Below are 25,654 nucleotides of genomic sequence, written 5' to 3'. Positions count from 1 at the left end.
TTTTGATTAACATACACGAATGCACATGCTCAATAATCATGCTTTATCCTATTTTATTGGTACATGGGTTTATTATCATTCAATGCGATTAAACCACGAATTGCCCGATAAACAATCCAGACCCACGCGGCAAAAATCACCAGTACACAAAATACCGTACCAGAGAGCGCCACGCCAGCAAATGCATTGGCATTGTCCCCTGTAAAGAATAGCAAGAAGAATGGAATAAAGGCGATGATGTTCCAGGCCAGATACCACCAGAATGTACGGATCTGCCAGGTAAAGTGGCTTTCAAAGATTGAGCCCTGCACATCACCACGTTTGACATAGTTAATGATGAGGGCTATGACGGCCAGTAAACCGCCAGAAAAAATCGCAACAATATAAAGCACGTAAAGAACCAGCGTTAAAGTACGGTTCGGGTCTTGATCAACGGAATAATTCATTTTTATTTATCTCCAGACACGCCCTCAATAAAAGACATTGAGCGGCGAAATTAACCAGCATATCAACAATATATGAAAGATTATGCTACAGAAATAAATCTTACGAAATGGTTGTTTTTGTGTTTTATGTCGCAATTTTTGTTGTGCAAGCCACCCTCCACACCAACCACCTAAAGAATCCACGATATGCAAAGTCTGCTCTGGAATACGTCGATTCCCCAATTGTGCCGCTTCTTTATCCTGTGCATACAGCCAATAGCTCAGGACATTCATCAGGCTGACAAACAGTAGCGTATAAGGTGGTAGCAACTTGCTAAAACCTGCAACCAGCATAAAAACGATATAAATCACAATACCCACCTGCATCGCCGACCAACGCTTGGCAGATGTCGGCTGAGCAGGTTTGCTGCGGTGTTCAATTACTTGTGATGCTTTTAAATAAGTTGCTTGCTGAGCGCGATAACGACCCCGCTCATCCAGAATCACGGTATATTCCAGCGCACAGCCCACTATCGGGCGTGGCCCTGTACGAGCAAAGTCTTTGATATGGATAAAAACACGATCTTTATGTGTATCATGAGGTTGAATAAAGCCATAGCCCTTGTCATCAAACCATTCCACCAAACGTCCCTGATCTCGCATATTCCTATCCTAAACCTAACACTTGTTGTAAACGGTCTTGTAGCATCATACGCATTTCTATCGGGTCTTTTTGCAAAATATCCTCCCCTGTGCGCCCCTGCTCGGCATTCTTCTGGGCTACCTGCAAACGCATACACCAAAAACGGCAGGCCGCCATTGCTAAGAAAATATCTAAACAAGCTAACTCATCTTGTGTCAGTGGGCGCACTTGTTGATAGGCGGTGAGGAATGTCTCTGCTTTTTCCATATCCAAATGTGCCTGCGGATAACTGGTACAGAAATCATTGATGCTAATGGCAATATCAAACAACCATTCATCCTGATTAAGCTCATAAAAATCGAGGATACCGTTGAGTTGACTGCCCTCAAACAGGGTGTTATCCCGAAATAAATCTGAGTGAATAAAGCCTGTTGGCCGATCTGGATATTCCTGACTAATCACCTCAAATAGCTGAAATACCTGATCTAAAAGTTGTTGGTCTGCTAGGGGCATCTTGGGGCGTAGTTGGCTGGCAACCTCTGACCAATAGGCATGATTGCGGTTAAAATCACGTTGTAATGGAAAATCCTGCAAGGCCAGATGCAGTTTGGCCTGCGCCTGCGCAATCGCCTGCACCTGCTCAATGCTGGCCTGCTCAGGATGCTCACCCATTAAACGTGGCGCGATCTGGGCAGGTTTGCCTGCAATACTATGGATGGCCTGACCGTGATGTTTCAACGGCACCGCGACAGGTACGCCTGCCTGCCCCAAACAGTCCAGCACAGGCACCAGTTCCCCCGCCCCCTCGGCATCCAGTTCCTCAAAAACCGTTAAAACATACTGTTTCTGTGTATGATCCACCAAAAAAAAGTTGGTGTTTTGAATACCGCCCTGGATTGGAATCAGGTCAATCACCGCCAAACCATAAGGCTCGGCAAATGCCTGCACTTCTTCTAAACTCAACGGGGTATAAACCGACATGGAAAACCTGCAAAATATCACTCTGATTTTGATAGAATACCCGTTCCCTCCATGAAGGTGTAGCACCAGAGTCGGTCTCCTTTCTCTCTTGGCGATTTTTTGGAAAATTTTATGCTCGCAAAACGTATTATCCCTTGCTTGGATGTTGATAATGGCCGAGTTGTTAAAGGCGTTCAATTCCTTGATATTCGTGACGCAGGTGACCCTGTTGAGGTTGCGCGTCGCTACAACGAACAAGGCGCCGATGAAATTACCTTTTTAGATATTACCGCCACCCATCATGGACGGGACACCACCTACCGTACGGTGGAGCGGATGGCGGAAAGCGTGTTCGTGCCTTTAACTGTGGGTGGTGGCGTGCGTAAGGTTGAGGACATCCGTTTACTACTGAACGCAGGTGCCGACAAGGTTAGCATCAACTCGGCTGCGGTGTTTACCCCTGAGTTTGTGCAGGAAGCCTCACAGCGTTTTGGCGCACAATGTATCGTGGTTGCCATTGATGCGAAAAAAACTGGCGAAAATAAGTGGGAAATCTTTACCCACGGCGGTCGTAAACCGACTGGGATTGATGCGATTGAATGGGCTGTCAAAATGGCGGACTTCGGTGCGGGCGAACTGCTGGTAACCAGTATGGATGCCGATGGCACCAAAGCAGGTTATGACATCGCCTTAATGCGTCAAATCAATGATCGTGTCAGCATTCCAACCATTGCTTCAGGTGGTGTTGGAAGCCTACAGCATTTAGCGGATGGGATATTAAAAGGCGGTGCGGATGCCGTATTAGCAGCATCTATTTTCCACTTTGGCCAGCACACCATTCCAGAAGCCAAACAATATCTGGCTGAACAAGGCATTGAAATGCGTTTGTAAGCCCTATCATAGGCGTAGCTGGGTTTTGGGTTACGCCTTAATTTTTAAAAGAATAAAAATATGTATGATACTTTACTCTGGACTGTTATTTTGACTTTTGCAAGTTGCATGTTTTTTCTGTTTTCAATATTCACTAAAATCTAAAGATAGTGATGAACGTCACCTGCTCACAGGTTTAAGCCTGCAAAACGAGTAGGCAAAAAAATACCTTGCCTAAGCAAGGTATGGAAAAATGCGTTTATTCAACGCTAGAGGGTAAAAGAAAATATAGCCATTTTGAGTAAATTCTGAGCATCTTCAATGCTTGAGCTAAGATAGCGGGATAATGCACAAAAATATTGACATTAAAACCAGATTTTTTTGACAATTCACGACAAGCCCTCCTGTCCTGTAGTTATAAATGTCAAAATGGCAACGTCTCTTTCGCACTTGCCGATCTGCTGTTAAGCCACCGATTCTGTTTGTTCTTCCTCAACTACAACAGGCTGCACCAGTTTTGGCTTATGCTCCACCCACTTTGCAGGAAAAACCGATTCGATTGCGTTACCCAAAGTTCTGGAAACAGACTGTGGCAATGGCAGACCAAGTGGATTGGCCTCCTTTAAGTCCGCCGATGACACCACACGCGTTCCCATGATGTAGTCAAACCACGGACGAGTAACCCCCCAGTTGGCATCCTGATTTGAGTTCATGTGATGATCATAATGCCAGGGAATACGTTTTCTTGCCCATTCTGGCTCTAAATGCGAGCGGCGATGCACATAATAATAATTGCCTGCACAATACCAAAATGACAACGCCATCCCTTTTGAAAATGGATAGGCTGCCGCACTGGACACGGTTGCAACCGCAGCCAATGCAATCAGTTCGTTACGGGTACGCCAGTTGTCCAGACCCTCGACGTAACAGTCGTCAGAAAACCCCTGCTTGCGCACTTCACGGTGGTGTGCCCAGTGTGATTCCATCTGTTTTGGCGTTGGGCTGAAACGTGGCTTGCCTTTACGGTGAACCCCATGCAGTAGATATTTATGGGCAAACCATTCAAAACCGTTTGCAATCACCAAACCTGCAACAAAACCCTTTAACATGCAGTAGTCTCCCAATGTTTCCTTATTTTTATTAAAGATATAAATTTTTGTAGGCGAAGTATTGACGATGCGCTATATTTGTATTGACAAAACACGACAAACTGGGGAACAGACAGGATGTCTCAACTCAAGAATTATACAGGCTCGGTTTATGGTGGTTTAGGACACCTGCTAAAAGCCTACTGTGAGGCGAAAGGTATAGAAATACCTGGACAATTACAACAGGTTCAGAACCTAGAGCGCTTTGATTACGTGATCTGGCGCGACCTGCTTGAAGACTTAAACCGTCTCCATCCACGGACAGGTTTGGGACTGGAAATTGCCGCATATGTCCAACCCAAGCATTTGGGAATTATCGCCTACCTAGCCCTGTCCTGTGAAAATCTGGGTGAGGCCATGGCACGCTACCAGGACTTTCACCGTCTTATTTATGATGGCAGCCCGCTACTGGTCGAATTTAACCATCCTTATGCTTCAATCCGATGGGAAGCTCCCGAACCCCACCCAACCCAGTTAACGGATGAAATTGCAATTGCCTTAATGGTGCAATTCCTCAAGTTATTTATGTCAGGTGAAAACATCAATCTGCATGAAGTCCATTTTGTGAATGTTGCGCCGAAGAATATCAGCGTTTATGAGCAATATTTTCGCTGTAAAGTCCGATTTGATCAGCCAAAAACTCAACTACTCCTACCCGTTACTGAGGCTTTTAAACCATTAAAAACAGGTGATCACACCTTACAACAACTGTTATTACAACAAGCCCAAGCATTATTGGACAAGCTGCCAAATTCCACCCAACTTGATCAACGTCTGCAACATGCCATTTTGACAGGATTACAGAAAAACCAATATCAAATCGATTTTATTGCCGAAAAATTAGGGTTATCGGTAAGACAATTACAACGTCACTTACAACAGCAAAACACCACCTTTCAGGAACGGGTACAACAGATTCGCTTTATGTTGGCAACCGAATACTTAAAAGATCCGCATCTGAGCCTACAAGAAATCGCATTGCTACTTTGCTATTCTGAACAAAGTGCTTTTCAACGTGCATTTAAAATTTGGACCAATCAAACCCCGCAGCAGTGGCGAAACAACAACACAACTTACAATTCTTAATAAAACTAGAGACAAACTAACGCTTTCACAACAGATCATTTTTTTTACAGCATTTATACAAGAGCGTATGCAGTTTTGTGAATTAATTCACATTTATTCATAGAGCTTAAATATATCCATAATAAATTGGCGGATTCAAGCGGCAAGTGCAACAGTATAAAAACCAGCCATAACTTCACTCGGTGTATACCAACCTAGGGTTTTTCTAGGACGATGGTTGAGTGCAAATTCTATCTGCTCTATTTGTTCCTTTGACACGTCATCAAACGATGATGATTTTGGCAGATATTGACGGATTAAACCATTCGTATTTTCATTTCTAGCTCGCTGAATAGACTTGTAAGGATCAGCAAAATACGTCTCTATGCCAGCATCAGTAATTCTTTTGTGTTCGGAAAATTCTTTGCCATTATCAAATGTCACACTATAAGCATGGCTCATTTGTAAACGATCTAGTGCACAAGTAATCGTTTGAGAGGATGCTCTCGTTGGCCCTAAATGAACAATATGTACATACAGGCTCTTTCGATCAACGAGAGTCAATAAAGCACCTTTATGATGTTTACCAATCACCGTGTCACCTTCGAAATCTCCTAAACGTTGTCGTTGATCAATGACCTGGTCTCGGCAGTGAATACTTGTTTTATCAATGATTTGACCCCTACGATCCGTGTTTTTGTAACCGCGTTTTCGATATTTCTTCTGATGCCTTAAGTGTAGATGAAGTTTACCACCTTTTGATTTATCTTGATAAATGTACTGGTAAATCCACTCATGTGAAGGTACATCCAGCCAACCGCGTTGTGTTAAAGCACCTGAAATTTGTTCGGGTGACCAGTCCAAACCAATCAAATAATCAATATAAGCGAAGGCAAATGCTGTCATTGATGATGAAGGACGGTACCGTCTTTGACTTGCAAATTTAGCTGCCTGTTGAGCTCTATATCCACGTTGCCCAGTATTTCTTTTTAATTCACGGTAGATGGTTGATCGTGAACGTCCTAACTCCCGAGCAAGGGTAGCGATTGAACTTTTACTTTTCAAAGTAGCATAAATTTCGTATCTTTCATCTTGAGAAAGTTGGGTGTATTTCTTCATTGTGTGCTTTCCAATTGCGAGTTGAAAAAGTCTAATGATTCTATGAATACACCTAACTTTTTCAACTAACTACAAATGTGTTGCACTTGGGATTTGAATCTGCGATTCTTGGATGCATACTTTTTTATTTTTATAACGAATCGGGTGATAACAATGAACAAATATTTAGCAGAATTTCTGGGGACCTTTTGGCTAGTTTTTGGTGGTTGTGGTAGCGCTGTGCTTGCCGCCGCATTTCCAGAGCTTGGGATCGGCTTCTTAGGTGTGGCACTTGCTTTTGGTCTAACTGTTTTAACGGGTGCTTATGCATTTGGTCATATTTCAGGGGGGCACTTTAACCCTGCTGTCAGTGTAGGCTTATGGGTTGGTGGACGCTTTGAAGCCAAAGAATTAGCACCTTATATTATTTCTCAAGTGATTGGTGGAACAATCGCAGCCTTGGTACTTTACGTTATTGTGCAGGGTCAAGTAGGCTTTGCTGGTACTGGCGGCTTTGCAAGTAATGGCTATGGGGATTTATCACCTAACCATTTTTCTTTAATCTCCGCTTTTTTAATTGAAGTGGTACTGACTGCATTTTTCCTGATTGTGATTTTAGGATCAACTGATCGTCGTGCGCCTGCTGGTTTCGCACCGATTGCGATCGGTTTAGCATTAACATTGATTCACTTAATTAGTATCCCTGTAACCAATACATCAGTAAACCCTGCACGTAGTACAGCGGTAGCACTTTTTGCTGAAACTGCGGCACTAAGCCAATTATGGTTATTCTGGGTTGCACCTATTATTGGGGCAATCATTGGAGCACTTATTTATAAAGTGGTCGGCAACGAGAAAAGCTAAGCTCACATTCCCATAAAAAAAACAGCCTTTTCAAAAGGCTGTTTTCATTTACAAAAATGGGTTTTCAATTTCTCGCTCAATCTTTCGTTCAATCTGTTCAGGTAGGTTTTGTTTTTCTAATGCTGCCACCACATCATTGATAAAATTTTGTAATGCTTTGGCTGTTTTCAAACCTGCTTGATCTTTGGTAATTTGTAAGTTGCCATATAAACTGACACAGTCCACTTGATTTTCCAAAGTCAGATCGTAAATTGCCGAAGACTGATCGCCCTGTTCAAAAGGTTTAAACATCTTTTCCTCTCGTTGTTCTTTTCTGTTTTAGCCTATTTGAGTTAAGCATAATCACTTTAGGATAGCTGCGATATTATCGCAATAATTGTAAAAAAAACTGAACCAATGCTTCAATCAATTGCTTGATTAAAGCCTGTTTGGTTTCTTCATCTACTTGCGGTAACTTACTTTCAGTGGACTGTGATTGCCCTGAAGCAAATTGCTGTTGTTGCGCTTGAATACTTTCTGTTGTTGCCTCTTCTGCACACTGACTTTGCCCATCCCATTTGACATAGCTAATGTCTTTATTGGCTTTAACCTGTTGTGCTGATGTCGGTAATTGATAAATATTACGCTTTTGTTGTTCTGTAAGCTGCGGGAATAAATTAATTCCTAGTTTCTCTTCTAGATAGCACACACTTACGACTTTAACCTGTAGCGAATCATTATTCGGCGCGTAATACGCACCAATAATGCCCTGTTTGGGCAGATACACCGCCTTATACACGGCCGTTGGCACAATCACGCCATTCCCAATGGTTTTGAGCCGCTTTCCCTCAAACACGGGACCTGTGACAATATAGGCATCCCTATGCTGTTTGGTCACAATCGCGCGCACGGCCTCCTCCAGCTTACGCCAGACTTCCTGATTATTTTTAGGGGCCTGTGGCACCATATTAGCTAAAGAAAAGCTATCCTGCTGCGCTGCGGTATTGTTCATATCTCCGTTGGGTGCCATATGCCCACGATCATAACCAGAACCACGATAGTCCGATAACAAAGCACGATGCGCAAGCTGTACCCGTGTTTCCTCATGGAAACTATCTTCACGTTTAATTTTGATGCTTAAACGTTCAGGTGTCAGATATTCCGCTGACCACAACGGGGTTTTAGAGACCCCCGAATACATCACGTTAAAGTCGTTAAAGCACAGCGCATAACTATCTTTTTTTAGACTTTCTTTTGTAAGTAAAGGAGGAACATCTCGATAAAATTGTTCTAAACAAGCCCCATGACTCGATGGCAAAGGAATTAATTTAGAAATTTTTTCATTACCAAATGCGATTGCGAAACTGCCTGTTGCGATCAAAGCAAGAACAATTTTTCCAATATTCTGGCTTAAAAAATTAGCTTGAGTTTTAGCCTTTTTGCTTGGTTTCTTTGCCATAACCACATCAAGATCAACATGAACGCGAAGCTTAACAATTCAGGAGCATGCTGTATATTGCGCTACCGCCTAGAACGACACTTTATGTCGCAAAACTGTTCACTTGATCAGCAGGCAATAAAAAAGGCACTCGAAAGTGCCATTTTTATTTGTATTTTCACTAGATCTCGATCTGGCTACCCAGTTCTACCACACGGTTGGTCGGAATCTGGTAGAAGTCACTCACAGGGCTAGTATTACGTTGCATTGAGATAAATAAGCGTTCGCGCCACGGAGACATACCATCTCCCACACTATGAACAATACGATCACGTGAAATAAAGAAGCTAATTTGCATCAAATCGTATTCAAAGCCTAATTCTTCGTAAGCTTGAATCAAGGCTTTTGGCACATTAGGTTCATCTTTAAAACCATAGAAAATTTTGATGCGATAGAAATGTTCATTCAACGTTTCAACACTAATTCGCTCTTCTTGAGGGACAAATGGAACATCTTCAATCACAACAGTGACTAAAATATTACGCTCATGTAGTACTTTATTGTGCTTAATATTATGTAGCATCGCATGTGGAACAACATTAGGCGTTCCTGTTAAAAAGACTGCATCGCCAGGTACCCGATGAACATTGTTCCCAATACTTTTCACAAATAAATCGAGTGATAGAGTGTCATGTTCAAGTTTAGCAAAAGTAAGCTCACGCCCACGTTTCCACGTCATCAAGATCGTAACGGCGACTGCACCGATCAATAACGGTACCCAACCACCTGAGAACATTTTTAATGATGCTGCTGCGACCAGTACGGATTCCAAAATAAAGAATGGAATAATCAACAGCATCACCTTTGGTAAGCTCCATTTCCATGCATAGTATATGAATACAGCAACCAAAATCGTGTCGCATAACATGGTTAAGGTCACAGCCAAACCATAAGCACTTGCGAGGTTTGAGCTAGTTTTAAAAATTAGAATTAAGATGACGATCGCAATCAGCAATAACCAATTCAGAAATGGCACATAAATTTGTCCTTCTTCAGAATCAGAAGTATGTTTAATGCCTAAACGTGGTAAATAACCCAATTGGATTGCTTGACGTGCTAATGAGAAAACCCCAGAAATAACGGCCTGCGATGCAATCACAGCTGCCATCGTTGCCAAGATAATCATTGGGTACAAAGCCCAACTTGGGACTAGTAAATAGAATGGATTTTCAATCGCCGCAGGATTGCGAAGTAACAGCGCACCTTGTCCAGCATAATTTAATACAAGGCAAGGCAAAACGACACTAAACCAACCGAAACGAATTGGACGTGGTCCAAAATGCCCCATATCTGCATATAAGGCTTCACCACCTGTGACCGTTAAAACAACAGCACCCATAATAAAAAATGCTTGTACAGGATGAGTGAAAATAAACTGAATTGCCCAATGAGGACTAACCATACCGAGTACGATTGGTGTTTGTACAACGCTAATGACGCCCAAGATCCCTAATGACAAAAACCAAAGTAACGTAATTGGCCCAAAAAATTTACCAACAAACGCGGTTCCGTGTTTTTGCATTAAAAATAATGTCGTTACAATCACGATTGCAATTGGCACAATAAAAGGATCAAGTACATTGGTTGCAATTGATAGACCTTCAACAGCGGAAAGTACTGAGATTGCAGGCGTAATAATACCGTCACCAAAAAATAGCGATGCCCCAACAAAACCAATCGCAATTAAATAAATCTTTTTACTGTCGGATATTTTTGCTTTGCGTAGATTCAAAGCAAGTAGAGCCATGATTCCACCTTCACCATTGTTATCCGCACGCATAACAATCGCGATGTATTTAATACTAATAATCAGCATTAAACACCAAAAAATAATCGACAAGATTCCTAATACATTTTCAGGTTGAATTCCTAGCCCATGTGCAGCATGGAAGGATTCTTTCAAAGCGTACAAAGGACTAGTTCCAATGTCTCCAAATACGACCCCTAAGGCTGCCAGCGTCATCGCAGGCAATGCGGCTTTTTTTGCGGTACTTTGCATATATTGTCTTCAATATAGAGCGTTATAGCGCAATATTATCACTAGCCAAAAAGTTTTTCTGCAAATCTATGCTGTAATAACTTGGCAGCTCGCTTTTTTTTGGTTACTATCGCACACCTTGGTGAGGTGTCCGAGTGGCTGAAGGAGCACGCCTGGAAAGTGTGTATACGTTTGCGCGTATCGAGGGTTCGAATCCCTCTCTCACCGCCAAGATTCTGTTTCAAAAAATTATTATTCATATCGAAAGGCTTAAACCATAAGGGTTTAGGCCTTTTTTATTGTTATCATCTGTTCCAATCCATTCTGATTCTTTTAGAAGATGCAGGGGGACAAATGGGGGATAATTTGGTTATACTATTTTTCGTCCCCCAAATTTTAAAGATTTGACGAAAAATGCTGACAGATGCTCAAGTTAGAAGAATCAAACCACTTGAAAAGAAAAAACGTTATTCAGATGAAAAAGGGCTTTATCTCGAAGTGACACCTTCTGGTGGACGGTTTTGGAGATTGAAATATCGGTTCAATGGCCGTGAAAGCACATTAACCATTGGGAGCTATCCTGAGACATCACTTGCTCAAGCTCGTCGTACACGTGATGAAGCACGTGTTCAGCTTTATAAGAATATCGACCCCAATGCTTTGAAAATGCAACGATTACAACAAACGGATGAAAGCATCCTATTTAAATCCCTTGCGATGGAGTGGATGGCAGATCGTAAAGCAGTCATTAAAGAAACGACTTATCTACGTGATCTATCAGTCTTTGAAAAAGACCTTTTCCCTGCATTAGGTGATATGCCTATTGATCAAATTAAGGGTAAAGATGTGCTTATTTGTGCAAAAAAAATTGAAGCACGTGGTGCATTGGAAATGGCAAAACGTTCGATTCCTTTATTCATCCCATAGATTTTGATCAATTAAAAGCCATTAAACTATCAAATTCATTTGTTTATTTTTTCACTTGTTTTTTTCAACAGAATCTGTAAAATTCACGCCACGTTGCCGGCATAGCTCAGTTGGTAGAGCAACTGACTTGTAATCAGTAGGTCCACAGTTCGAATCCGTGTGTCGGCACCATTAAATTCAAGAAAGGCTTAAACTTTTAAGGTTTAAGCCTTTTTTATTACCTCGTTTTTAACTGCACTCACCTGAACATAACGCACCAGACCATCTTGATAGAGTTTTTGGCACAACTTGGCCGTCATTGCTATTTTGAGTTGGGCAAAATCAAAAGCCTTGTTCCTTGGTCTTGGTGACCGTGTATCAATATATTGGGCAAAACCTTTCAAAACTGGCTCTGAAAAATCCTGAATGATAATGTCCTTAAAACCACGCTTTACCAGTATTTGAGAAAGCTGCTGCTCGTCCATCAAATGCTGCCATCTCACATCAGCACCTTTTAACAGATAGCGATATTGCTGTTTGTGTAGATAGGAACAATGTTGCCAATCATCCGACCACATCAAATAATGAAAGGCAATTCGCCCTTTTGCATTCAAAACAAAAGAAACTGAATCCAGAAATAAATTCAATTCACTGTGATACGCAGCATCAACACATACGGCCACATCAAATAAATTTAAAAAGTGCAGCGGCCTTAAATTCAAAAAAGAACCACAGATGCTTTGCACCTGTGGCAATTCCTTTTGAATTCGCTGAATGTAATCTTTCTGTAATTCAACTGCACTCAATTGTTCAATATGATAATGATTAAGCCAGTGCAATAAACTAGCACCTTGCCCACAACCAAGGTCTAAAACACGATCTGTCGACTTGAGCTGAACAGATGCCGCGATCTGATCAGCTAGGTTTTGACATGCCAGTGGATAGTTATGCTGTTGACCTTGCCAATACCCCAGATTGCTCCAGGCAAGCAATGTATCATCACCCAGCCGTTTGGCATCAATTGCATATTTATGCCCAATGACTTTTTCGATGAATGCCTGTCTAAAAGTCGCCATGTTTAGTACCCGAGTTCAGCTGCCACCTTGACTTTGGGTTTAAGCCCAACAAAAGGCAATGGCGCACCCAGGATTTGGGCAATATGCATGGCAGAGGTCACGGCGGACTCTAAAATTGGCAGGCCATCACATGACCATGAGCCACAGTAAAACACCTTACGGTTCAACTGTAGGTGTTGTTGCTGAATTTTTTTGTTCAATGCCACAGTTTCAGAATCCACTACCGCGCGGGTCAGTTTAACTTTGGAAATAATTTTTTTGGGATCAATCTCAATCACAGGACACCAAGTCTGGAAAACCGCATTTTTACCAACCAGACTGGGTTCAATAGAATTAATCCATACCGTAAATTGCTGGCGTGTAAACTTTCGGTCCATCATATAACTAAGTACTGCCCAATCCTTACGGCGCTGAGGCATGACAATCGGGTCAGTGTGAATCACCAAATCCCCCTGTTCAAACCTAAACTGTTTTAACAGGGCAATATCTTCAGCAAATTGTGGCTGCTTGAGGAAACCCTCAATGGCAGGCGTTGGGGTGGCAATCACCACACGGTCAAATGACTGGCTTTCGTCCAGCGTATTTTCAACCCTTACCTTGTCTCCCTGCTCTTCAACTTTCTGAACCGCTGAACCACTATAAATGCTGATTCCCGCGATTAGGCGATCCACCAATGCAGGTGTGCCCCCTTTCATACGCAACAGTGCCTCACCCTCAGTGAGCTGGCGAATAAATTCCAGTAAAGGTTTGGCAGGCCATTCACCAATCGTTTTTGGATGACAGGTGCAAATTGTATAAAGCACCGGCATTACCGTGCCGTGCCAGAACACTTCCTCAATATGGTACTGATTCATGAACTCAGCTAGGGTGATGTCCTGATTGTCCGACTTAAAGAACTGGGTGATGGCGGTCTTGAGTTGCAGCATGCCCTTGACCAAACGCCAGCCATACTGCTGTATGCCCTTGCGGTTGTTGATAATCGGAAAATTGCCAATACGGCTACGCGAGGTGGTCAACCATGTATCGGTTTTATCTTCAAACAGCCAGCTACAGGCCATAAAGGTTCGTACTGGAAAGGTTTCTATGCCTAAATAGGTTGCCAGACTGAGCGTGTTTTTCCAAAGCTTCGGATTCATCACCCGTAATGGCGCGTCAATCAGGCCTCCTTCAAAATCAATACTGTGACTATCCATGCCTCGACCAGATAGGGCCTCAAAGATAGTCACCTGATGTCCAGCATCCTGTAGGATTCTGGCGGCAGCAAGCCCTGCCATTCCACTGCCAATAATTGCAATATCCAAAATTATGTCCCATCAGTTGATGATTTTTCTTGATTATGACTGATCATCGGCTCAAACGCCGTATTAAAAAATACCAGATTCAGCATTTAGGCCAGAATTTTGTCGACCAATTATTTGTCGGTTATATTTACATTTTGACAAAAATTGATTTTACACGCTAAATAGATGAAAAATAAAACTTTATTAGATCAAAACCCACAAAAACATACAGATCGTACTTTATATATCCATTTTTTGCACTATAGGGGCCTTTGCAAAGTATAATTTTAGCGCTATTCTGATTAAACAATAATGAGAACAGAGTGACATAATAAACTGTACAAGAATAAGTGACCAAATATTAAAAAAATCAATAGAGAACCTTATAGCGAGAGCCCATCAGTCAAACAGAGTGATGGGCTTTCTTATATAAATAGCTGATTTATCCTAGTTAATAACTCTCCATGATGCTCAGTTGTTGGGGCAAAACGGTAAGGCGCCGCATAATCCAGCAACAGGAAAGGACTGATGCTTTGCCCTAGGCGATCATAGGAAAACAGGTTGTAGACTGGGAAGCCATCACCCACCCAATGCATGTACTTATTTTCATAGATACCAATAATCTTTTTCATCTCTGTACTCCTATTCATTTAGAAGTTCTGGTTTTGGGTTTGATTTTACGCCTTGCAAGTTCAGGCTTATAGCTATGGAAATACAACACATGGTCCTATGTACAGAACGAGGTATGTTTGTGAGAACCGAAGTCAAATATGAATGAGACAATCTCCTGGAAAAGAAGAAGCTAATGAAAATAAAAAAGGCATAAAATTTAATTTTATGCCTTTTCTTGAGGGTTCTACGATGATCTAAAATGGTAAATCATCATCTAAATCCGCAGGGGCAGCCGCCGCAGGTTGTGGTGCTGCTTTTGGTGTATTAAAGCCATTGCCCGCCTGTGGGCTACCTGCATAGTTGCCCTGGTTTCCACCAGCAAAGCCACCGCCTTGACCATAACCATTCTGGTTATTGTTAAAGCCCGTATCCTGGTAAACGCCACCCTGATTGTTATTGTTGTTAAATCTTGGCTGGTTGAAGTCATTGCCACCCGCAACCCCCTGTTCACCTTGCTGACGTGAATCTAGCATCTGCATTTGGTCACCACGGATTTCGGTGCTGTAGCGCTCCTGACCATTCTGGTCCGTCCACTGGCGTGTGCGTAATGAACCTTCAATATAGACTTTTGAGCCTTTACGCAGGTATTGTTGTGCAATCTCACCCAAACGGTTGTGCAGCACAATGCGGTGCCATTCCGTTTGTTCCTTACGCTCACCTGTATTCTTATCTACCCACGACTCACTTGTTGCAATCGAAAACTGGGTTAATGATCCACCATTTGGAAAGGTTTTAGTTTCTGGATCTTTACCTAAAGTACCGACTAAAATAACTTTATTTACACCACGCATTAGCTGTATTCATCCTATGTATTTCTGTGTTTTACTTTATAAGAGTTATGCTTAAATGGCTACCTCTTTGCCCAACAAGTGCGTTAAATCTTGTCGCCCAGCATCATCAATACACTGTTTATCGACCTTAATATAGGCAACCTGCTGCTCGGGCATCACCACCACTTCTTCAATACCACGAATTGCCAATAGTTTTGAAGTCCATTCATCTGTTTGTACCCCCTGAGGCAGAGGCAATACAATCGAGGATAAATATCTTGGCTGCGCCAGCCCAAAACTAATCAGCAGCCATAGTATAGCAATCCCCGCCAGCACACTCCACCCGAGCGCAGTATTCTGTAACATCAAAAGCTGTCCACCCAGCGTACCGCCAAAGAATGCACCCAAAAACTGGCTGCTGGCGTTTACTCCCATTGCGGTGGCCTTGGACTGGAGGGGTGCGGCCTTGGACAACCAGGATGGCAGCAAGGCTTCCATCACGTTGAACGCAATAAAGAAAATGCCCAGCCCAGCCAGCAGTACATATTTGGATTCATAACCGAAGATCAGGATCAGCAAACCACCAATAATCCCCGCAATTGCAGACAGGAAAATGCCTCGCATCTTGCGGTATTTTTCCGCAATTATGATGCTTGGAAAGGCAAAAAACAGGCTAATCACCAATAGTGGCAAATAGACCAGACCATGTTTGGCAAGTGGAATTTGCGCATATTCAATCAACTGTGATGGCACATAGATAAACATGGCTGTTAACAACAGGTGCAGGGCAAAAACCGATACATGCAAACGGTTCAGGTCTCCCATCTGCATCACCTGCCTCAGTTGATTCAGATAGCCCTGCTGAAAGTTTCGATGATGTCGGGTCACTTTCGGAACCAATAACAACATCAGGATTGCCGCCAGTCCCATCAGTGTGGTGACAAAAAATAATCCTGAAATTCCCACAATGCTGGTCAACCACGGTCCCAGACTGAATGCCACTACAAAGGACAATCCAATGCTCATGCCCATCGCAGCCATTGCTTTGGTTCGCTGCTCCTCACGGGTGACATCCGCCAACAATGCCATCACCACCGCTGACACCGCACCCGCGCCTGCGATGGCACGCCCAATAATCACCCCATAAATGGTGTCAGAGAAGCCAGCAATGGCCCCGCCCAATGCAAACAGCAACAGGCCCAAAACAACCAGGGGTTTTCGGCTAAAGCGGTCGGCCAACAGGCTGAATGGAATCTGCAGGATTGCCTGGGTTAGGCCATACACCCCGACAGCCAAGCCAATCAGGGCTGGCGTTGCATATTGATAGGATTGTCCTGCCACTGAAAACACAGGAATAATCATGAACAGGCCCAACATGCGTAAGGCAAAAATGCTACTTAGGGCAAAGGTTGAACGGCGTTCTAAAGCATTCATTGTTGATAAGACACTGTAACTGACTCAGCGAATTATAAGTCATTCGCCTACAAAGGTTGTAAGGAGATGATGAAAAATCGAGTAGAAAATTCCACAGCGTTTTTGAATTTATCTGGTTCAACTGAAAATAGGCTTAAATCTCCCAATGGATTCAAAACAAATGCCCGTCAAGATTCTGCTATAGTTTGAAAATCATTGATGGAATAACACTCGCATAGGCTCAGTTCATGACGTTTTCCCAAGAGGTTTGGCAACGTAATCTCGATTTATATCAAAAAATATTGGCACTACCTTTTAATCAGGAGCTTGCCGCTGGCACACTAGACAGTAAGGCGTTTTGCCATTATGTCATTCAGGATGCACATTACTTACTGGCTTATGGCCGCGCACTGGCTGTTGCCGCAGCAAAGGCCTTTGACGCAGATGACGTGATCCAGTTTTCCGAGGCCGCCAAAATTGCGATTATTGTGGAGCGCAGCCTACATAAGGATTTCATGCAGGCATTTGGCATCACTAAAACTGAGTTTGAAAGCACGCCTTTAACCCTTGCCTGTCATCATTACACATCGTTCCTAACTGCAACGGCCTGGTCGGAAAGCTACCCTGTGGTTTTAGCCGCCCTGTTACCTTGTTTCTGGATTTATGCAGAGGTTGGCAACGATATTGTCAGCCAGTCTGTGGAAAATAATCCCTATCAGGCATGGGTGGATACCTATTCAGGTGAAGAGTTTCATACAGCCGTACGCAACGTGATTGCAACCGTTGATAAAGTGGCCGCACGCTGTGATGCGGATACTTTGGCAAAAATGCATGCAGCCTATAGCATGGGTGCAAAACTGGAATGGCTCTTCTGGGACAGTGCCTATCAGCAAAGAGAGTGGTTTGGGTTGGATCACGCCTAAAACAATTGATATAGACGTAAAAAAGCCCCTATTCGGGGCTTAGTCGTATATCGTATTGTCCGATATACTGTATGAGGCTCATCTCAAACTGAATGCATTAAAGCATAAATAAAGTTGAATAAATACTTTTATTGTTGAGCCTTATCAAAAAAGATTGACAACAATTAAGGTGATCAATGCAGGTACAGCCTGAATATAAATAATCTTTTTACTGGCGGTCAGCCCGCCATAAATGCCTGCAACCAGCACACAGCCTAAAAAGAAGTTGGCGATTGCAACTGCACAAGCTGTGGGTGCCAGTAATGACCAGAACAAACCTGCTGCCAGAAAGCCATTATACAGGCCCTGATTTTGTGCCAGAACCTTGGTCAGTTGAGCTTTCTCTAATGTATTGCCGAAAGCCTTTAAACCGTAGGGTTTATCCCATAAAAACATTTCCAGCACTAAAATATAAACATGCAATATAGCAATCAACGCAATTAAAATTGTTCCCAACATTTTATTTTTTCCTTGTTCTACCGCTTATACAATGGATTTAAATGTAGCACTGATCTATTTCAATTGCTCAATCGGCAATACGATTTGTGTGACTTTCCAGCTTAAGCCTTGTCGCTGCATTGTGACTGTAACAGGAGGTTTTGGATACGGATATTGAATCTGGACCACAAAACGATTAAATGCCTGATATTTACCTCGATAAGACAGCTTTTCCTTTGCTTGCGCTCCTGCCTGTGTTTGCTGTTGTTCGGATTGTTCAGGCTGGGTTTGAAATGGCAAACTTTCTTTTAGCTTTTTTCCCTGTAAAAGCATGGCAACTCCTTGCGGACTGACCATCACATCCACCATTTTATCCACCATCGAAGACGCCAGTAAGGCACCGAAAGCGGCAAAGCCACCCTCCGATGCCTGTGCATGTTCTGGAAATTTCTTTACGAGTTCGGTATTCAACTGATCCTTGATTCCCTGTCGAACACTGGGAAAATCAACATAGGCTGCCAGTGCTGCACTGTCTTCATTCTTCAATGCCTGACGGATTTGGTAAATTGCCAGATAGGGAGATGTATATACAAAAGCGAAAATCAGTAGAACAATCGCAATAATAGAAACTTGCAGTTTTTTTGACATGATGCCCTCAATTTTTGGAATTTATTTTTGAATAAATGGTCTGTAAATCTCAGCGATAAACCTTTGGGTCAGATAAGAATTTCATGTTAAAAATATATTTGAAATCATTAATCCGACACAATCTGACGTTTAAAATCGTTTTGTTACAGCTTGAACAATTTTAAATCGCTATTATATACACGTTTTATTCGCACAATTTCGAGATGTATTTATGAGTCAAAGTCATATCCGTATTCGAGGCGCACGTACCCATAACTTAAAGAATGTGTCACTCGATATACCACGTGACAAATTTGTGGTGATTACGGGACTTTCTGGCTCAGGTAAATCATCACTGGCGTTCGATACCCTGTATGCCGAAGGTCAGCGCCGCTATGTTGAGTCACTTTCAGCCTACGCACGCCAGTTCCTGTCACAAATGGAAAAACCTGAGGTCGATTCAATTGAGGGCTTGTCTCCTGCGATTGCCATTGAGCAAAAGTCGACCAGCCATAATCCACGTTCAACCGTGGGAACCATTACCGAAATTTATGACTACCTACGTTTGCTGTATGCACGTGTCGGTACGCCATACTGTCCTGAACATGACCTGCCAATGGTGGCCCAGACCATTTCAGAAATGGTTGATGCAGTCAAGGCACTGCCCGAAAGCACGGCACTGATGCTGCTTGCGCCTGTGGTGCGTGAGCGTAAGGGTGAATATAGCCAGCTATTTGAACAGTTACAGGGACAAGGCTTTGTTCGTGCCCGTGTTGATGGTGAAATCATTGATATTGATAGCCCGCCTGAACTGGACAAAAAGAAAAAACATAGCATTGAAGTGGTGGTGGACCGCTTTAAGGTACGGGATGACCTTGGCAATCGTATTGCAGAATCCTTTGAAACTGCTCTACGTTTAGGTGGTGATATTGCGGTTTTATCGTGGATGAATGGCGAACATCCTGAACGGGTTTTCTCTGCAAAGCACTCCTGTCCTGAATGTGACCGTGCGGTGGCTGAACTTGAACCCCGTTTGTTCTCATTTAACAATCCATTTGGTGCCTGCCCTGTTTGTGATGGTCTAGGCACACGTAGCCATTTTAGTGCAGAAAAGCTGATTCCAAACACTGAGCTTTCCATCAGTCAGGGTGCAATTCGTGGTTGGGACAGACAACGTCCTTATTACTACACCATGCTGCAAAAAGTCTCTGATCACTTTGGCATTAGTCTGGATGAGCAGTGGAATAAGCTGGATAAGGACACCCAGAAAAAATTCCTGCAAGGCACAGGCAAAGAGAAAATCGACCTGAGTTATATTGATGAACGTGGTCGTAAGCACAACCGTGTGCAACCGTTTGAAGGAATCCTGCCACATCTGGAACGTCGTTACCGTGAAACCGAGTCAAACTACGTTCGTGATGATCTGGCGCAATATCTTTCCAATGCCGCCTGTGATGCCTGTGGTGGTTCACGTCTGAATGAAATCTCACGTCATGTTCGGGTCAAGGATAAAACCATTGCACAAATCACCAAGATGTCAATTGGCGATGCAGAAAACTACTATCAGGACCTGAATCTTGAGGGTGCCAAAGGTGAAATCGCCGATAAAATCTTTAAGGAGATTCGTGAGCGTTTACACTTTCTGGTTAGTGTTGGCCTGAATTATTTGAGTTTGGCGCGTTCCGCCGAAACCCTGTCAGGTGGTGAGGCGCAGCGTATTCGTCTCGCCTCACAGATTGGTGCAGGCTTGATGGGCGTGATGTATGTGCTTGATGAACCGTCCATTGGTTTGCATCAACGTGATAATGATCGCCTGTTACAAACCCTGATTCGCTTACGTGATCTGGGCAATACCGTATTGGTGGTCGAGCATGATGAAGATGCGATCCGTGCCGCTGACCATATCATTGATATTGGCCCAGGTGCGGGGATTCACGGTGGCGCGATTATTGCCGAAGGAACCTATGAGGAACTGGCCAACCATGCCGACTCCCTCACAGGTCAGTATTTATCAGGCAAATTAAAAATTGAAGTGCCAAAACAACGTACCCCATCGCCCCGCCCAAATGAGGTGATCAAGCTGTCTGGCGCTAGTGGACATAACCTGCAAAATGTCGATCTGACCATTCCATTAGGTATTATGACCTGTGTAACAGGTGTTTCAGGTTCTGGTAAATCAACGCTGATTAACCGTACCTTATTGCCTTTGGCTGCCACGCAACTGAATGGCGCAACCACACTCACTGCGGAAAAATTTGATTCGATTGATGGCTTGCAGCATCTGGATAAAGTGGTGGATATTGACCAGAGTCCGATTGGACGTACCCCACGTTCCAATCCTGCGACCTATACAGGTTTATTTACCCCGATTCGTGAATTGTTTGCGCAAACCCCTGAAGCCAAGGCACGGGGCTATAGCGCAGGCCGTTTCTCATTTAACGTGAAAGGCGGACGTTGTGAAGCCTGTGAAGGCGATGGCATGATCAAGGTGGCGATGCACTTCCTGCCTGATATGTATGTGCCTTGTGATGCCTGTCATGGCAAGCGTTATAATCGCGAAACACTGGAAGTGGGTTATAAAGGCAAAAACATTTCCGATGTGCTGGAAATGACCGTGGAAGATGCTGCTGAGTTCTTTAGCGCGATTCCCATGATTCACCGTCGTCTGCAAACATTGATGCAGGTGGGCTTAGGCTATATCCGTCTAGGTCAGGCAGCAACCACTCTTTCAGGTGGTGAAGCGCAAAGGGTAAAACTGGCGCGTGAACTGGCAAAACGTGATACAGGTAAAACCCTGTATATTCTGGATGAACCGACCACTGGCCTGCATTTCCATGATATTGCCAAGTTGCTGGATATCCTGCATGAGCTTCGCAACAAGGGAAATACCATTGTGGTGATTGAACATAATCTGGATGTGATCAAGACGGCTGACTGGGTGATTGATTTAGGGCCTGAAGGTGGTTCTGGTGGTGGTCAGATCATTGCAGAGGGTACACCTGAGCAAGTCGCTGAGGTTGAGATTTCACATACGGGGCGTTTCTTAAAGCCGATGTTGAAATAAATTTAACAGGTTCTCAAACACTGGCGTAAATTTCGGTTGATTTTGTCTCACCAGCTTAAATTTACGCCAACTCCCTCAATGTTGAGCTGATGCTTTTGCCAGTTTGGGCTTTAAATCTGTCCCCAATTGCAGCGCGATTACATCAAAGCCGTTGTTTTGTAGTGTGAGGATGGTTTCATCAATTTGAGCATCCACCACCTGCCTAAATGTCTGCAATTCTTTTTTATTTTTATCCAGTTCCTTTGGATGGCTCGACATCAGCTTGTTGCTGGGGGCACGCAAACTGGTAATCTCAGTCAGCACCTGTTGGGTTTTAATATATTCCTGATGACTCTGGATAATAAGTGGAATGGAAATATAGAGGATCGACAGGATAATCACGACCATACAGGCAAAAAAAAGCTCAGCCTTGGGGAAAGCCGAGCTAGTAAAAAAGGATGCATGACACATCGAATACTCGAGAAAATGTTATGAGGTACAATGCAAATACCACACCTCTTCCTCACTATTATGTGAAACACATCTCAAAAAGTAAAGTCGATTAAACAGATCAGATTTAAATTTTTCATCGTTTTTGTTAATCCTTTTTAAAAAATCCAGCCTTTTGTTAACCTGGTTTTATCTATCTTATCCAGATAGTCCGCTTAAATTATAAAAACAAACCACATAAACACAGGAAAAGTAGATTCTATTCACACTTTTTAAGCTTAATTATGTAATTTTTCTGCCTAGATTAAATGCAAAAAACGATTAACACCATCGAATAAACCCATAAAAATAAACGATTATGACCATCATATTACAGCGATTTCAAAGATGAAAAATCCATCTATCTCATTGTTAGTTATATATTTCGTGTCAGGTTGCCAAAATAAAATATATTTGTCTATTTTTTAAGCATCCCTTAGCCCTTGATTGTTCGTTTATCGGAGTAACCCATTTATTACATTGACTTCATATTTTGTTACAATACAATGAATCCTGTTTTTAAATGTATATCTTTTTTTATTAATGCTGGAAATTCGTATGAAAAAACTCGGTTTAGCCACTGCTTTAGTATTAGCCATGACCGGTGCTCACGCTTACCAATTCGAAATTCAAGGTCAGTCTGAAGCCCTAGATTCAAATGATGAAAACAGAGATTATAACAACTTTACTGTGGGTGGACAGGCAACCTACTATTTCAATAATGTAGATGCATCTAAAGGTCCTTTGGCAGAAGCTGCTTTCCTTAACCAGGCTTCAAATGTTGCTGTTGGATATAACTTTGCAAACCTTGACGACGTTAAATCTCAAAACGTGGGTATTAAGGCTGAAGCTTACCTGCCAACATCATATATGCCTGCATATGCAAGCTTAAGCTACAGCGCAACTGACAATGACGGTAAATATGGTCTTTCTGATGACCGTGGTCAACGCTGGGCAGTTGAGTATGGTTCTGTTATCGCACCAAATTTCCTTGTGGCTGTAGGTTATACCAACGTTGTTGAACAAACATCTTTAGATACATTCACAATCCTAAACAGTGGTTTTGCCAAAGCGGCTGGTGAAACAGCAACCATTGCTGAAGATCAGGATGCAATCACTGCACGTACTAAATACGTTGGCGCGATCACAGGTACGCCAATGTCAATTGGTTTCGAAACAGGTATCGTTTACGGTCAGGACACTGCGTACGAGTTAAAAACTGATTTGTACCTAAACTCACAATTTAATGCTGGTGTTTCTTATGCTGAATCTAGCTTTGCTGGTTCACCAGACTCAGCTTGGGGTGTGAATGTAAACTACTTCATCACTCCAGCGATTGCGGTTGGTGCAAGCTATGTAAATGCGAATGCTGTAGGTTCTGACGCAGATATGCAAACTGTTGGCGTAAACGCGAAGTTACGTTTCTAAGATTGAATTGCGGTTCTATCCAGAACCCAGATTGATCATAAAAAAACCAGTTCATTTTGAACTGGTTTTTTATTTTAGAAGAATCGGAAAAGTCTTTCAGTTCCCAGCTACAAGACTACATCTTCTTGTCTTCAATATTTAAGGCACTAATCGCCAAAACCGCCTGAGTACGGTTTTGTACGCCAAGTTTACGGAAAATGGCGGTTACATGCGCCTTGATGGTTGCCTCGGAAACTTCCAGGTCATAGGCAATCTGTTTATTTAGCAACCCCTCAGCCACCATCATCAACACGCGGAACTGCTGCGGGGTCAGTGACTGTAAACGCTCTGCCAGTGCGGTTTCGTCCGCAGCCCTTGGGTCAAATCCCGCATGAGTCGGTAAATTCGGTGGCAGCCAGATCTCACCCTCCAGCACCTGCTTAATGGCCTCGCCAATATGGCTGGGGTGTGAGGATTTTGGAATATATCCCATTGCCCCGTGTGCAATTGCCCGCTGGATAATCGACACTTCCTCATGGGCAGAAACAATAATGATCGGAATCGCTGGATACTGTGCTCGTACATACACCAGTGCAGAAAATCCAGAGGCACCTGGTAGATTCAGGTCCAGCAATACCAGATCGGGTTCCGCCCCATGCTCCAGACGCGCATAGAATTCGTCAACATCAGCAGTTTCCTGAATCTGTGCCTGTGGCAGGCTATAACGAACCGCTTGAATCAACGCATGTCTAAATAAGGGATGATCATCTACAATTAAAATATTCATAAGTGCTTTACGCAATCTGTAAGTACGTCAATGTACTGTGTTTATTCAAATTCAATCTATCCTAGCCTATTTTTAAATAAACCGCAGGTCAAGCACAAGACCTGATTTATTTCCTTTTCCAGCAAAATAAATCGAATATTTATATAATCCATATCCTATTTATTCAAGAATAAAGCCCTTAAAGAAATATTGAATAGAAACATGCAATTAAAAACAACTAAATTCAAGCCTATCATTATTTTTAGATATATCGATAAAAAAGATAAGCTTGCAGCATTTCCTTATTTTACAGTCAGCATATTCAGGTAGATAAATAGGGGCAATTCAGGAAAACTGTCCAGGCCCAACCATGCCAAATCACCAGACAATCGCCACTCCCCTCAACATTGTTGCCGTTTCAGGGGGCCTAAATAGCCCCTCTAAAACTGAAAGTTTAATTCAGGCCATCCTTGATGAACTTTCAGAAGCAATCAGCATTAAGGTGCATTTCATTAAACTCAGTGAAATTGGTCCTTTATTGGGTGGCGCCATTTACCGTAACCAACTGCCACAGCGTGTACAGGATGACCTTGCCGCAGTTGAGGCGGCAGATGCCCTGATTGTGGGCACACCCGTTTACCGTGCATCATTCACTGGTTTATTTAAACACTTCTTCGACTTTGTTGAACAGACTGCTTTAGTCGATGTTCCTGTATTGCTGGCGGCTTCAGGTGGTAGTGATCGGCACGCACTGGTGCTGGAGCATCAGCTACGTCCGCTATTTAGCTTTTTTCAGGCACAGACCCTACCGATAGGCGTATATGCCACCGATCGGGACTTTACACCTGAATACACGGTAAAAAGTGAGCAACTGTCAGACCGTGTGACCCTGGCTGTAGCGCGTGCCTTACCAATTCTGGAGTGGGCGCCTGCCAAGGGTCAGCGTGCGGCGGCAACTAGGGCAAAAACCGAACAGGCCAACCAGAATCTCGGCATTAACAAACAGATTGAACAGGCGGATGTACTCCCCTCAGCGGCAGTACCTGATCTGGATGCGGCAGAATCACGCCTCCATCCAAAACCACAAAAAAATCTAAACCACGTTGCATAAAGAAATAATTCGTTTTTAGACTTGATAAGAAGAAAAATAAAGTAATGGCAAGTATTATTGCCCCATGACTCGGCTTGGGGCTTTTTATTTTCGGCAGGTTTCAATTTTCCTGGCTGACCATTAAATGCTGCTCATAAAAAAGAGCGTTCACTTGAACGCTCTTGTC

Annotated in this window: 22 protein-coding genes, 2 tRNA genes and 3 pseudogenes; 10 read left to right on the top strand and 17 right to left on the bottom strand. The window is 43.1% G+C overall.

Annotated elements, in window-relative coordinates; genetic code table 11:
• Positions 1-53: 53 nt before the first annotated feature.
• The 3 genes from F973_RS05245 to F973_RS05235 are packed head-to-tail and all read right to left on the bottom strand — an operon-like array spanning position 54 to position 2,049.
• On the bottom strand, positions 54-446 hold the full coding sequence (locus F973_RS05245) for a DUF4870 family protein (RefSeq protein WP_004760487.1): 393 nt from the start codon (positions 444-446) through the stop codon (positions 54-56).
• 24 nt (positions 447-470) lie between these two features.
• Entirely contained in the window at positions 471-1,088 is a 618-nt protein-coding gene (locus F973_RS05240; protein WP_004760485.1) for a DUF1294 domain-containing protein, read from the bottom strand.
• A 4-nt stretch (positions 1,089-1,092) separates the two neighbouring features.
• Positions 1,093-2,049: a homoserine kinase gene (locus F973_RS05235; protein WP_004760484.1), complete on the bottom strand. Its 957-nt coding sequence runs from the start codon at positions 2,047-2,049 to the stop codon at positions 1,093-1,095.
• 111 nt (positions 2,050-2,160) lie between these two features.
• Between F973_RS05235 and hisF the strand changes: the two genes are divergently transcribed.
• Positions 2,161-2,919, top strand: coding sequence for an imidazole glycerol phosphate synthase subunit HisF (gene hisF / locus F973_RS05230; RefSeq protein WP_004678871.1), 759 nt, complete (start codon positions 2,161-2,163; stop codon positions 2,917-2,919).
• 443 nt (positions 2,920-3,362) lie between these two features.
• Here the strand turns inward: hisF and F973_RS05225 are convergent, their stop codons facing one another.
• Positions 3,363-4,007, bottom strand: coding sequence for a sterol desaturase family protein (locus F973_RS05225; RefSeq protein ID WP_004760482.1), 645 nt, complete (start codon positions 4,005-4,007; stop codon positions 3,363-3,365).
• Between the two features lie 117 nt (positions 4,008-4,124).
• On the opposite strand from F973_RS05225, the gene F973_RS05220 reads away from it, so the two are divergent.
• Complete coding sequence (locus F973_RS05220) at positions 4,125-5,132, top strand: AraC family transcriptional regulator (RefSeq protein ID WP_004760481.1); 1,008 nt, start codon at positions 4,125-4,127, stop codon at positions 5,130-5,132.
• 135 nt (positions 5,133-5,267) lie between these two features.
• Here F973_RS05220 and F973_RS05215 read toward each other — a convergent pair whose 3' ends face one another.
• Positions 5,268-6,230: an IS30 family transposase gene (locus F973_RS05215; RefSeq protein WP_004682288.1), complete on the bottom strand. Its 963-nt coding sequence runs from the start codon at positions 6,228-6,230 to the stop codon at positions 5,268-5,270.
• Between the two features lie 153 nt (positions 6,231-6,383).
• Here F973_RS05215 and aqpZ point away from each other — a divergent pair, with 153 nt between their 5' ends.
• Positions 6,384-7,073, top strand: coding sequence for an aquaporin Z (gene aqpZ / locus F973_RS05210; protein ID WP_004760479.1), 690 nt, complete (start codon positions 6,384-6,386; stop codon positions 7,071-7,073).
• Positions 7,074-7,121: 48 nt separating this feature from the next.
• Here aqpZ and F973_RS05205 read toward each other — a convergent pair whose 3' ends face one another.
• From F973_RS05205 to F973_RS05195, 3 genes are all read right to left on the bottom strand, one after another.
• Entirely contained in the window at positions 7,122-7,364 is a 243-nt protein-coding gene (locus F973_RS05205) for a hypothetical protein (protein WP_004760478.1), read from the bottom strand.
• A 73-nt stretch (positions 7,365-7,437) separates the two neighbouring features.
• Positions 7,438-8,511 carry a DNA/RNA non-specific endonuclease gene (locus F973_RS05200; RefSeq protein ID WP_004760476.1) on the bottom strand — a complete coding sequence of 358 codons (1,074 nt, stop codon included), beginning with the start codon at positions 8,509-8,511 and terminating at the stop codon, positions 7,438-7,440.
• A 160-nt stretch (positions 8,512-8,671) separates the two neighbouring features.
• Entirely contained in the window at positions 8,672-10,549 is a 1,878-nt protein-coding gene (locus F973_RS05195; RefSeq protein WP_004760474.1) for a potassium transporter Kup, read from the bottom strand.
• Positions 10,550-10,669: 120 nt separating this feature from the next.
• On the opposite strand from F973_RS05195, the gene F973_RS05190 reads away from it, so the two are divergent.
• The 3 genes and pseudogenes from F973_RS05190 to F973_RS05180 all read left to right on the top strand — a co-directional run bounded on the left by F973_RS05190 (position 10,670) and on the right by F973_RS05180 (position 11,626).
• Positions 10,670-10,759, top strand: a tRNA-Ser gene (locus F973_RS05190).
• A 183-nt stretch (positions 10,760-10,942) separates the two neighbouring features.
• Positions 10,943-11,443, top strand: a pseudogene (locus tag F973_RS05185) (tyrosine-type recombinase/integrase); the annotation flags it as partial.
• A gap of 107 nt (positions 11,444-11,550) precedes the next feature.
• A tRNA-Thr gene (locus F973_RS05180) sits at positions 11,551-11,626 on the top strand.
• A 32-nt stretch (positions 11,627-11,658) separates the two neighbouring features.
• On the opposite strand, the gene F973_RS05175 is transcribed toward F973_RS05180, so the two are convergent.
• The 5 genes and pseudogenes from F973_RS05175 to F973_RS05155 all read right to left on the bottom strand — a co-directional run bounded on the left by F973_RS05175 (position 11,659) and on the right by F973_RS05155 (position 16,666).
• Positions 11,659-12,510: an SAM-dependent methyltransferase gene (locus F973_RS05175; protein ID WP_004760472.1), complete on the bottom strand. Its 852-nt coding sequence runs from the start codon at positions 12,508-12,510 to the stop codon at positions 11,659-11,661.
• A gap of 2 nt (positions 12,511-12,512) precedes the next feature.
• Positions 12,513-13,811, bottom strand: coding sequence for an FAD-dependent oxidoreductase (locus F973_RS05170; protein WP_004760470.1), 1,299 nt, complete (start codon positions 13,809-13,811; stop codon positions 12,513-12,515).
• A 440-nt stretch (positions 13,812-14,251) separates the two neighbouring features.
• Positions 14,252-14,422: pseudogene (locus F973_RS05165) on the bottom strand (hypothetical protein); the annotation flags it as partial.
• Positions 14,423-14,656: 234 nt separating this feature from the next.
• Positions 14,657-15,253 carry a single-stranded DNA-binding protein gene (gene ssb, locus F973_RS05160; RefSeq protein ID WP_004678963.1) on the bottom strand — a complete coding sequence of 199 codons (597 nt, stop codon included), beginning with the start codon at positions 15,251-15,253 and terminating at the stop codon, positions 14,657-14,659.
• Between the two features lie 51 nt (positions 15,254-15,304).
• A complete protein-coding gene (locus F973_RS05155) occupies positions 15,305-16,666 on the bottom strand; it encodes an MFS transporter (RefSeq protein ID WP_004760466.1) in 1,362 nt (453 codons plus the stop codon).
• Positions 16,667-16,893: 227 nt separating this feature from the next.
• Here F973_RS05155 and tenA point away from each other — a divergent pair, with 227 nt between their 5' ends.
• The gene (gene tenA, locus F973_RS05150; protein WP_004760465.1) at positions 16,894-17,568 is read left to right on the top strand and encodes a thiaminase II; all 675 of its coding nucleotides are present in this window, start codon (positions 16,894-16,896) and stop codon (positions 17,566-17,568) included.
• A gap of 144 nt (positions 17,569-17,712) precedes the next feature.
• Here tenA and F973_RS05145 read toward each other — a convergent pair whose 3' ends face one another.
• Both F973_RS05145 and F973_RS05140 read right to left on the bottom strand, forming a co-directional pair.
• Positions 17,713-18,066: a DUF1304 domain-containing protein gene (locus F973_RS05145; protein WP_004678971.1), complete on the bottom strand. Its 354-nt coding sequence runs from the start codon at positions 18,064-18,066 to the stop codon at positions 17,713-17,715.
• A 54-nt stretch (positions 18,067-18,120) separates the two neighbouring features.
• Positions 18,121-18,693: a DUF2939 domain-containing protein gene (locus F973_RS05140; RefSeq protein ID WP_004683497.1), complete on the bottom strand. Its 573-nt coding sequence runs from the start codon at positions 18,691-18,693 to the stop codon at positions 18,121-18,123.
• A 211-nt stretch (positions 18,694-18,904) separates the two neighbouring features.
• Between F973_RS05140 and uvrA the strand changes: the two genes are divergently transcribed.
• Positions 18,905-21,736, top strand: a complete 2,832-nt coding sequence (gene uvrA, locus F973_RS05135) for an excinuclease ABC subunit UvrA (RefSeq protein ID WP_004760463.1) — start codon at positions 18,905-18,907, stop codon at positions 21,734-21,736.
• Positions 21,737-21,826: 90 nt separating this feature from the next.
• Here uvrA and F973_RS05130 read toward each other — a convergent pair.
• Positions 21,827-22,186 (bottom strand): annotated as a pseudogene (locus F973_RS05130) (GGDEF domain-containing protein); the annotation flags it as partial.
• 576 nt (positions 22,187-22,762) lie between these two features.
• Here F973_RS05130 and omp33-36 point away from each other — a divergent pair.
• Complete coding sequence (omp33-36, locus tag F973_RS05125) at positions 22,763-23,632, top strand: porin Omp33-36 (RefSeq protein ID WP_004760462.1); 870 nt, start codon at positions 22,763-22,765, stop codon at positions 23,630-23,632.
• Positions 23,633-23,747: 115 nt separating this feature from the next.
• Here omp33-36 and F973_RS05120 read toward each other — a convergent pair whose 3' ends face one another.
• Positions 23,748-24,398, bottom strand: a complete 651-nt coding sequence (locus F973_RS05120; protein WP_004678977.1) for a response regulator — start codon at positions 24,396-24,398, stop codon at positions 23,748-23,750.
• 349 nt (positions 24,399-24,747) lie between these two features.
• On the opposite strand from F973_RS05120, the gene msuE reads away from it, so the two are divergent.
• A complete protein-coding gene (gene msuE, locus F973_RS05115) occupies positions 24,748-25,488 on the top strand; it encodes an FMN reductase (protein WP_004683512.1) in 741 nt (246 codons plus the stop codon).
• The last annotated feature ends 166 nt before the right edge of the window (positions 25,489-25,654 follow it).

Origin of the sequence: Acinetobacter sp. CIP 102129, from assembly GCF_000368305.1 — a bacterium.
In the GTDB taxonomy this organism is placed as follows: domain Bacteria; phylum Pseudomonadota; class Gammaproteobacteria; order Pseudomonadales; family Moraxellaceae; genus Acinetobacter; species Acinetobacter parvus.
This window is presented reverse-complemented; position numbering and strand designations above follow the sequence as displayed.

Coding starts and splice junctions, on each gene's coding strand:
- F973_RS05140 (WP_004683497.1), bottom strand. CDS start 18,693: ATGTCAAAAAAACTGCAAGTTTCTATTATTGCGATTGTTCTACTGATT.
- tenA (WP_004760465.1), top strand. CDS start 16,894: ATGACGTTTTCCCAAGAGGTTTGGCAACGTAATCTCGATTTATATCAA.
- F973_RS05195 (WP_004760474.1), bottom strand. CDS start 10,549: ATGCAAAGTACCGCAAAAAAAGCCGCATTGCCTGCGATGACGCTGGCA.
- msuE (WP_004683512.1), top strand. CDS start 24,748: ATGCCAAATCACCAGACAATCGCCACTCCCCTCAACATTGTTGCCGTT.
- F973_RS05155 (WP_004760466.1), bottom strand. CDS start 16,666: ATGAATGCTTTAGAACGCCGTTCAACCTTTGCCCTAAGTAGCATTTTT.
- F973_RS05145 (WP_004678971.1), bottom strand. CDS start 18,066: ATGTTGGGAACAATTTTAATTGCGTTGATTGCTATATTGCATGTTTAT.
- hisF (WP_004678871.1), top strand. CDS start 2,161: ATGCTCGCAAAACGTATTATCCCTTGCTTGGATGTTGATAATGGCCGA.
- F973_RS05215 (WP_004682288.1), bottom strand. CDS start 6,230: ATGAAGAAATACACCCAACTTTCTCAAGATGAAAGATACGAAATTTAT.
- omp33-36 (WP_004760462.1), top strand. CDS start 22,763: ATGAAAAAACTCGGTTTAGCCACTGCTTTAGTATTAGCCATGACCGGT.
- F973_RS05200 (WP_004760476.1), bottom strand. CDS start 8,511: ATGGCAAAGAAACCAAGCAAAAAGGCTAAAACTCAAGCTAATTTTTTA.
- F973_RS05235 (WP_004760484.1), bottom strand. CDS start 2,049: ATGTCGGTTTATACCCCGTTGAGTTTAGAAGAAGTGCAGGCATTTGCC.
- F973_RS05120 (WP_004678977.1), bottom strand. CDS start 24,398: ATGAATATTTTAATTGTAGATGATCATCCCTTATTTAGACATGCGTTG.
- uvrA (WP_004760463.1), top strand. CDS start 18,905: ATGAGTCAAAGTCATATCCGTATTCGAGGCGCACGTACCCATAACTTA.
- ssb (WP_004678963.1), bottom strand. CDS start 15,253: ATGCGTGGTGTAAATAAAGTTATTTTAGTCGGTACTTTAGGTAAAGAT.
- F973_RS05225 (WP_004760482.1), bottom strand. CDS start 4,007: ATGTTAAAGGGTTTTGTTGCAGGTTTGGTGATTGCAAACGGTTTTGAA.
- aqpZ (WP_004760479.1), top strand. CDS start 6,384: ATGAACAAATATTTAGCAGAATTTCTGGGGACCTTTTGGCTAGTTTTT.
- F973_RS05205 (WP_004760478.1), bottom strand. CDS start 7,364: ATGTTTAAACCTTTTGAACAGGGCGATCAGTCTTCGGCAATTTACGAT.
- F973_RS05245 (WP_004760487.1), bottom strand. CDS start 446: ATGAATTATTCCGTTGATCAAGACCCGAACCGTACTTTAACGCTGGTT.
- F973_RS05240 (WP_004760485.1), bottom strand. CDS start 1,088: ATGCGAGATCAGGGACGTTTGGTGGAATGGTTTGATGACAAGGGCTAT.
- F973_RS05175 (WP_004760472.1), bottom strand. CDS start 12,510: ATGGCGACTTTTAGACAGGCATTCATCGAAAAAGTCATTGGGCATAAA.
- F973_RS05220 (WP_004760481.1), top strand. CDS start 4,125: ATGTCTCAACTCAAGAATTATACAGGCTCGGTTTATGGTGGTTTAGGA.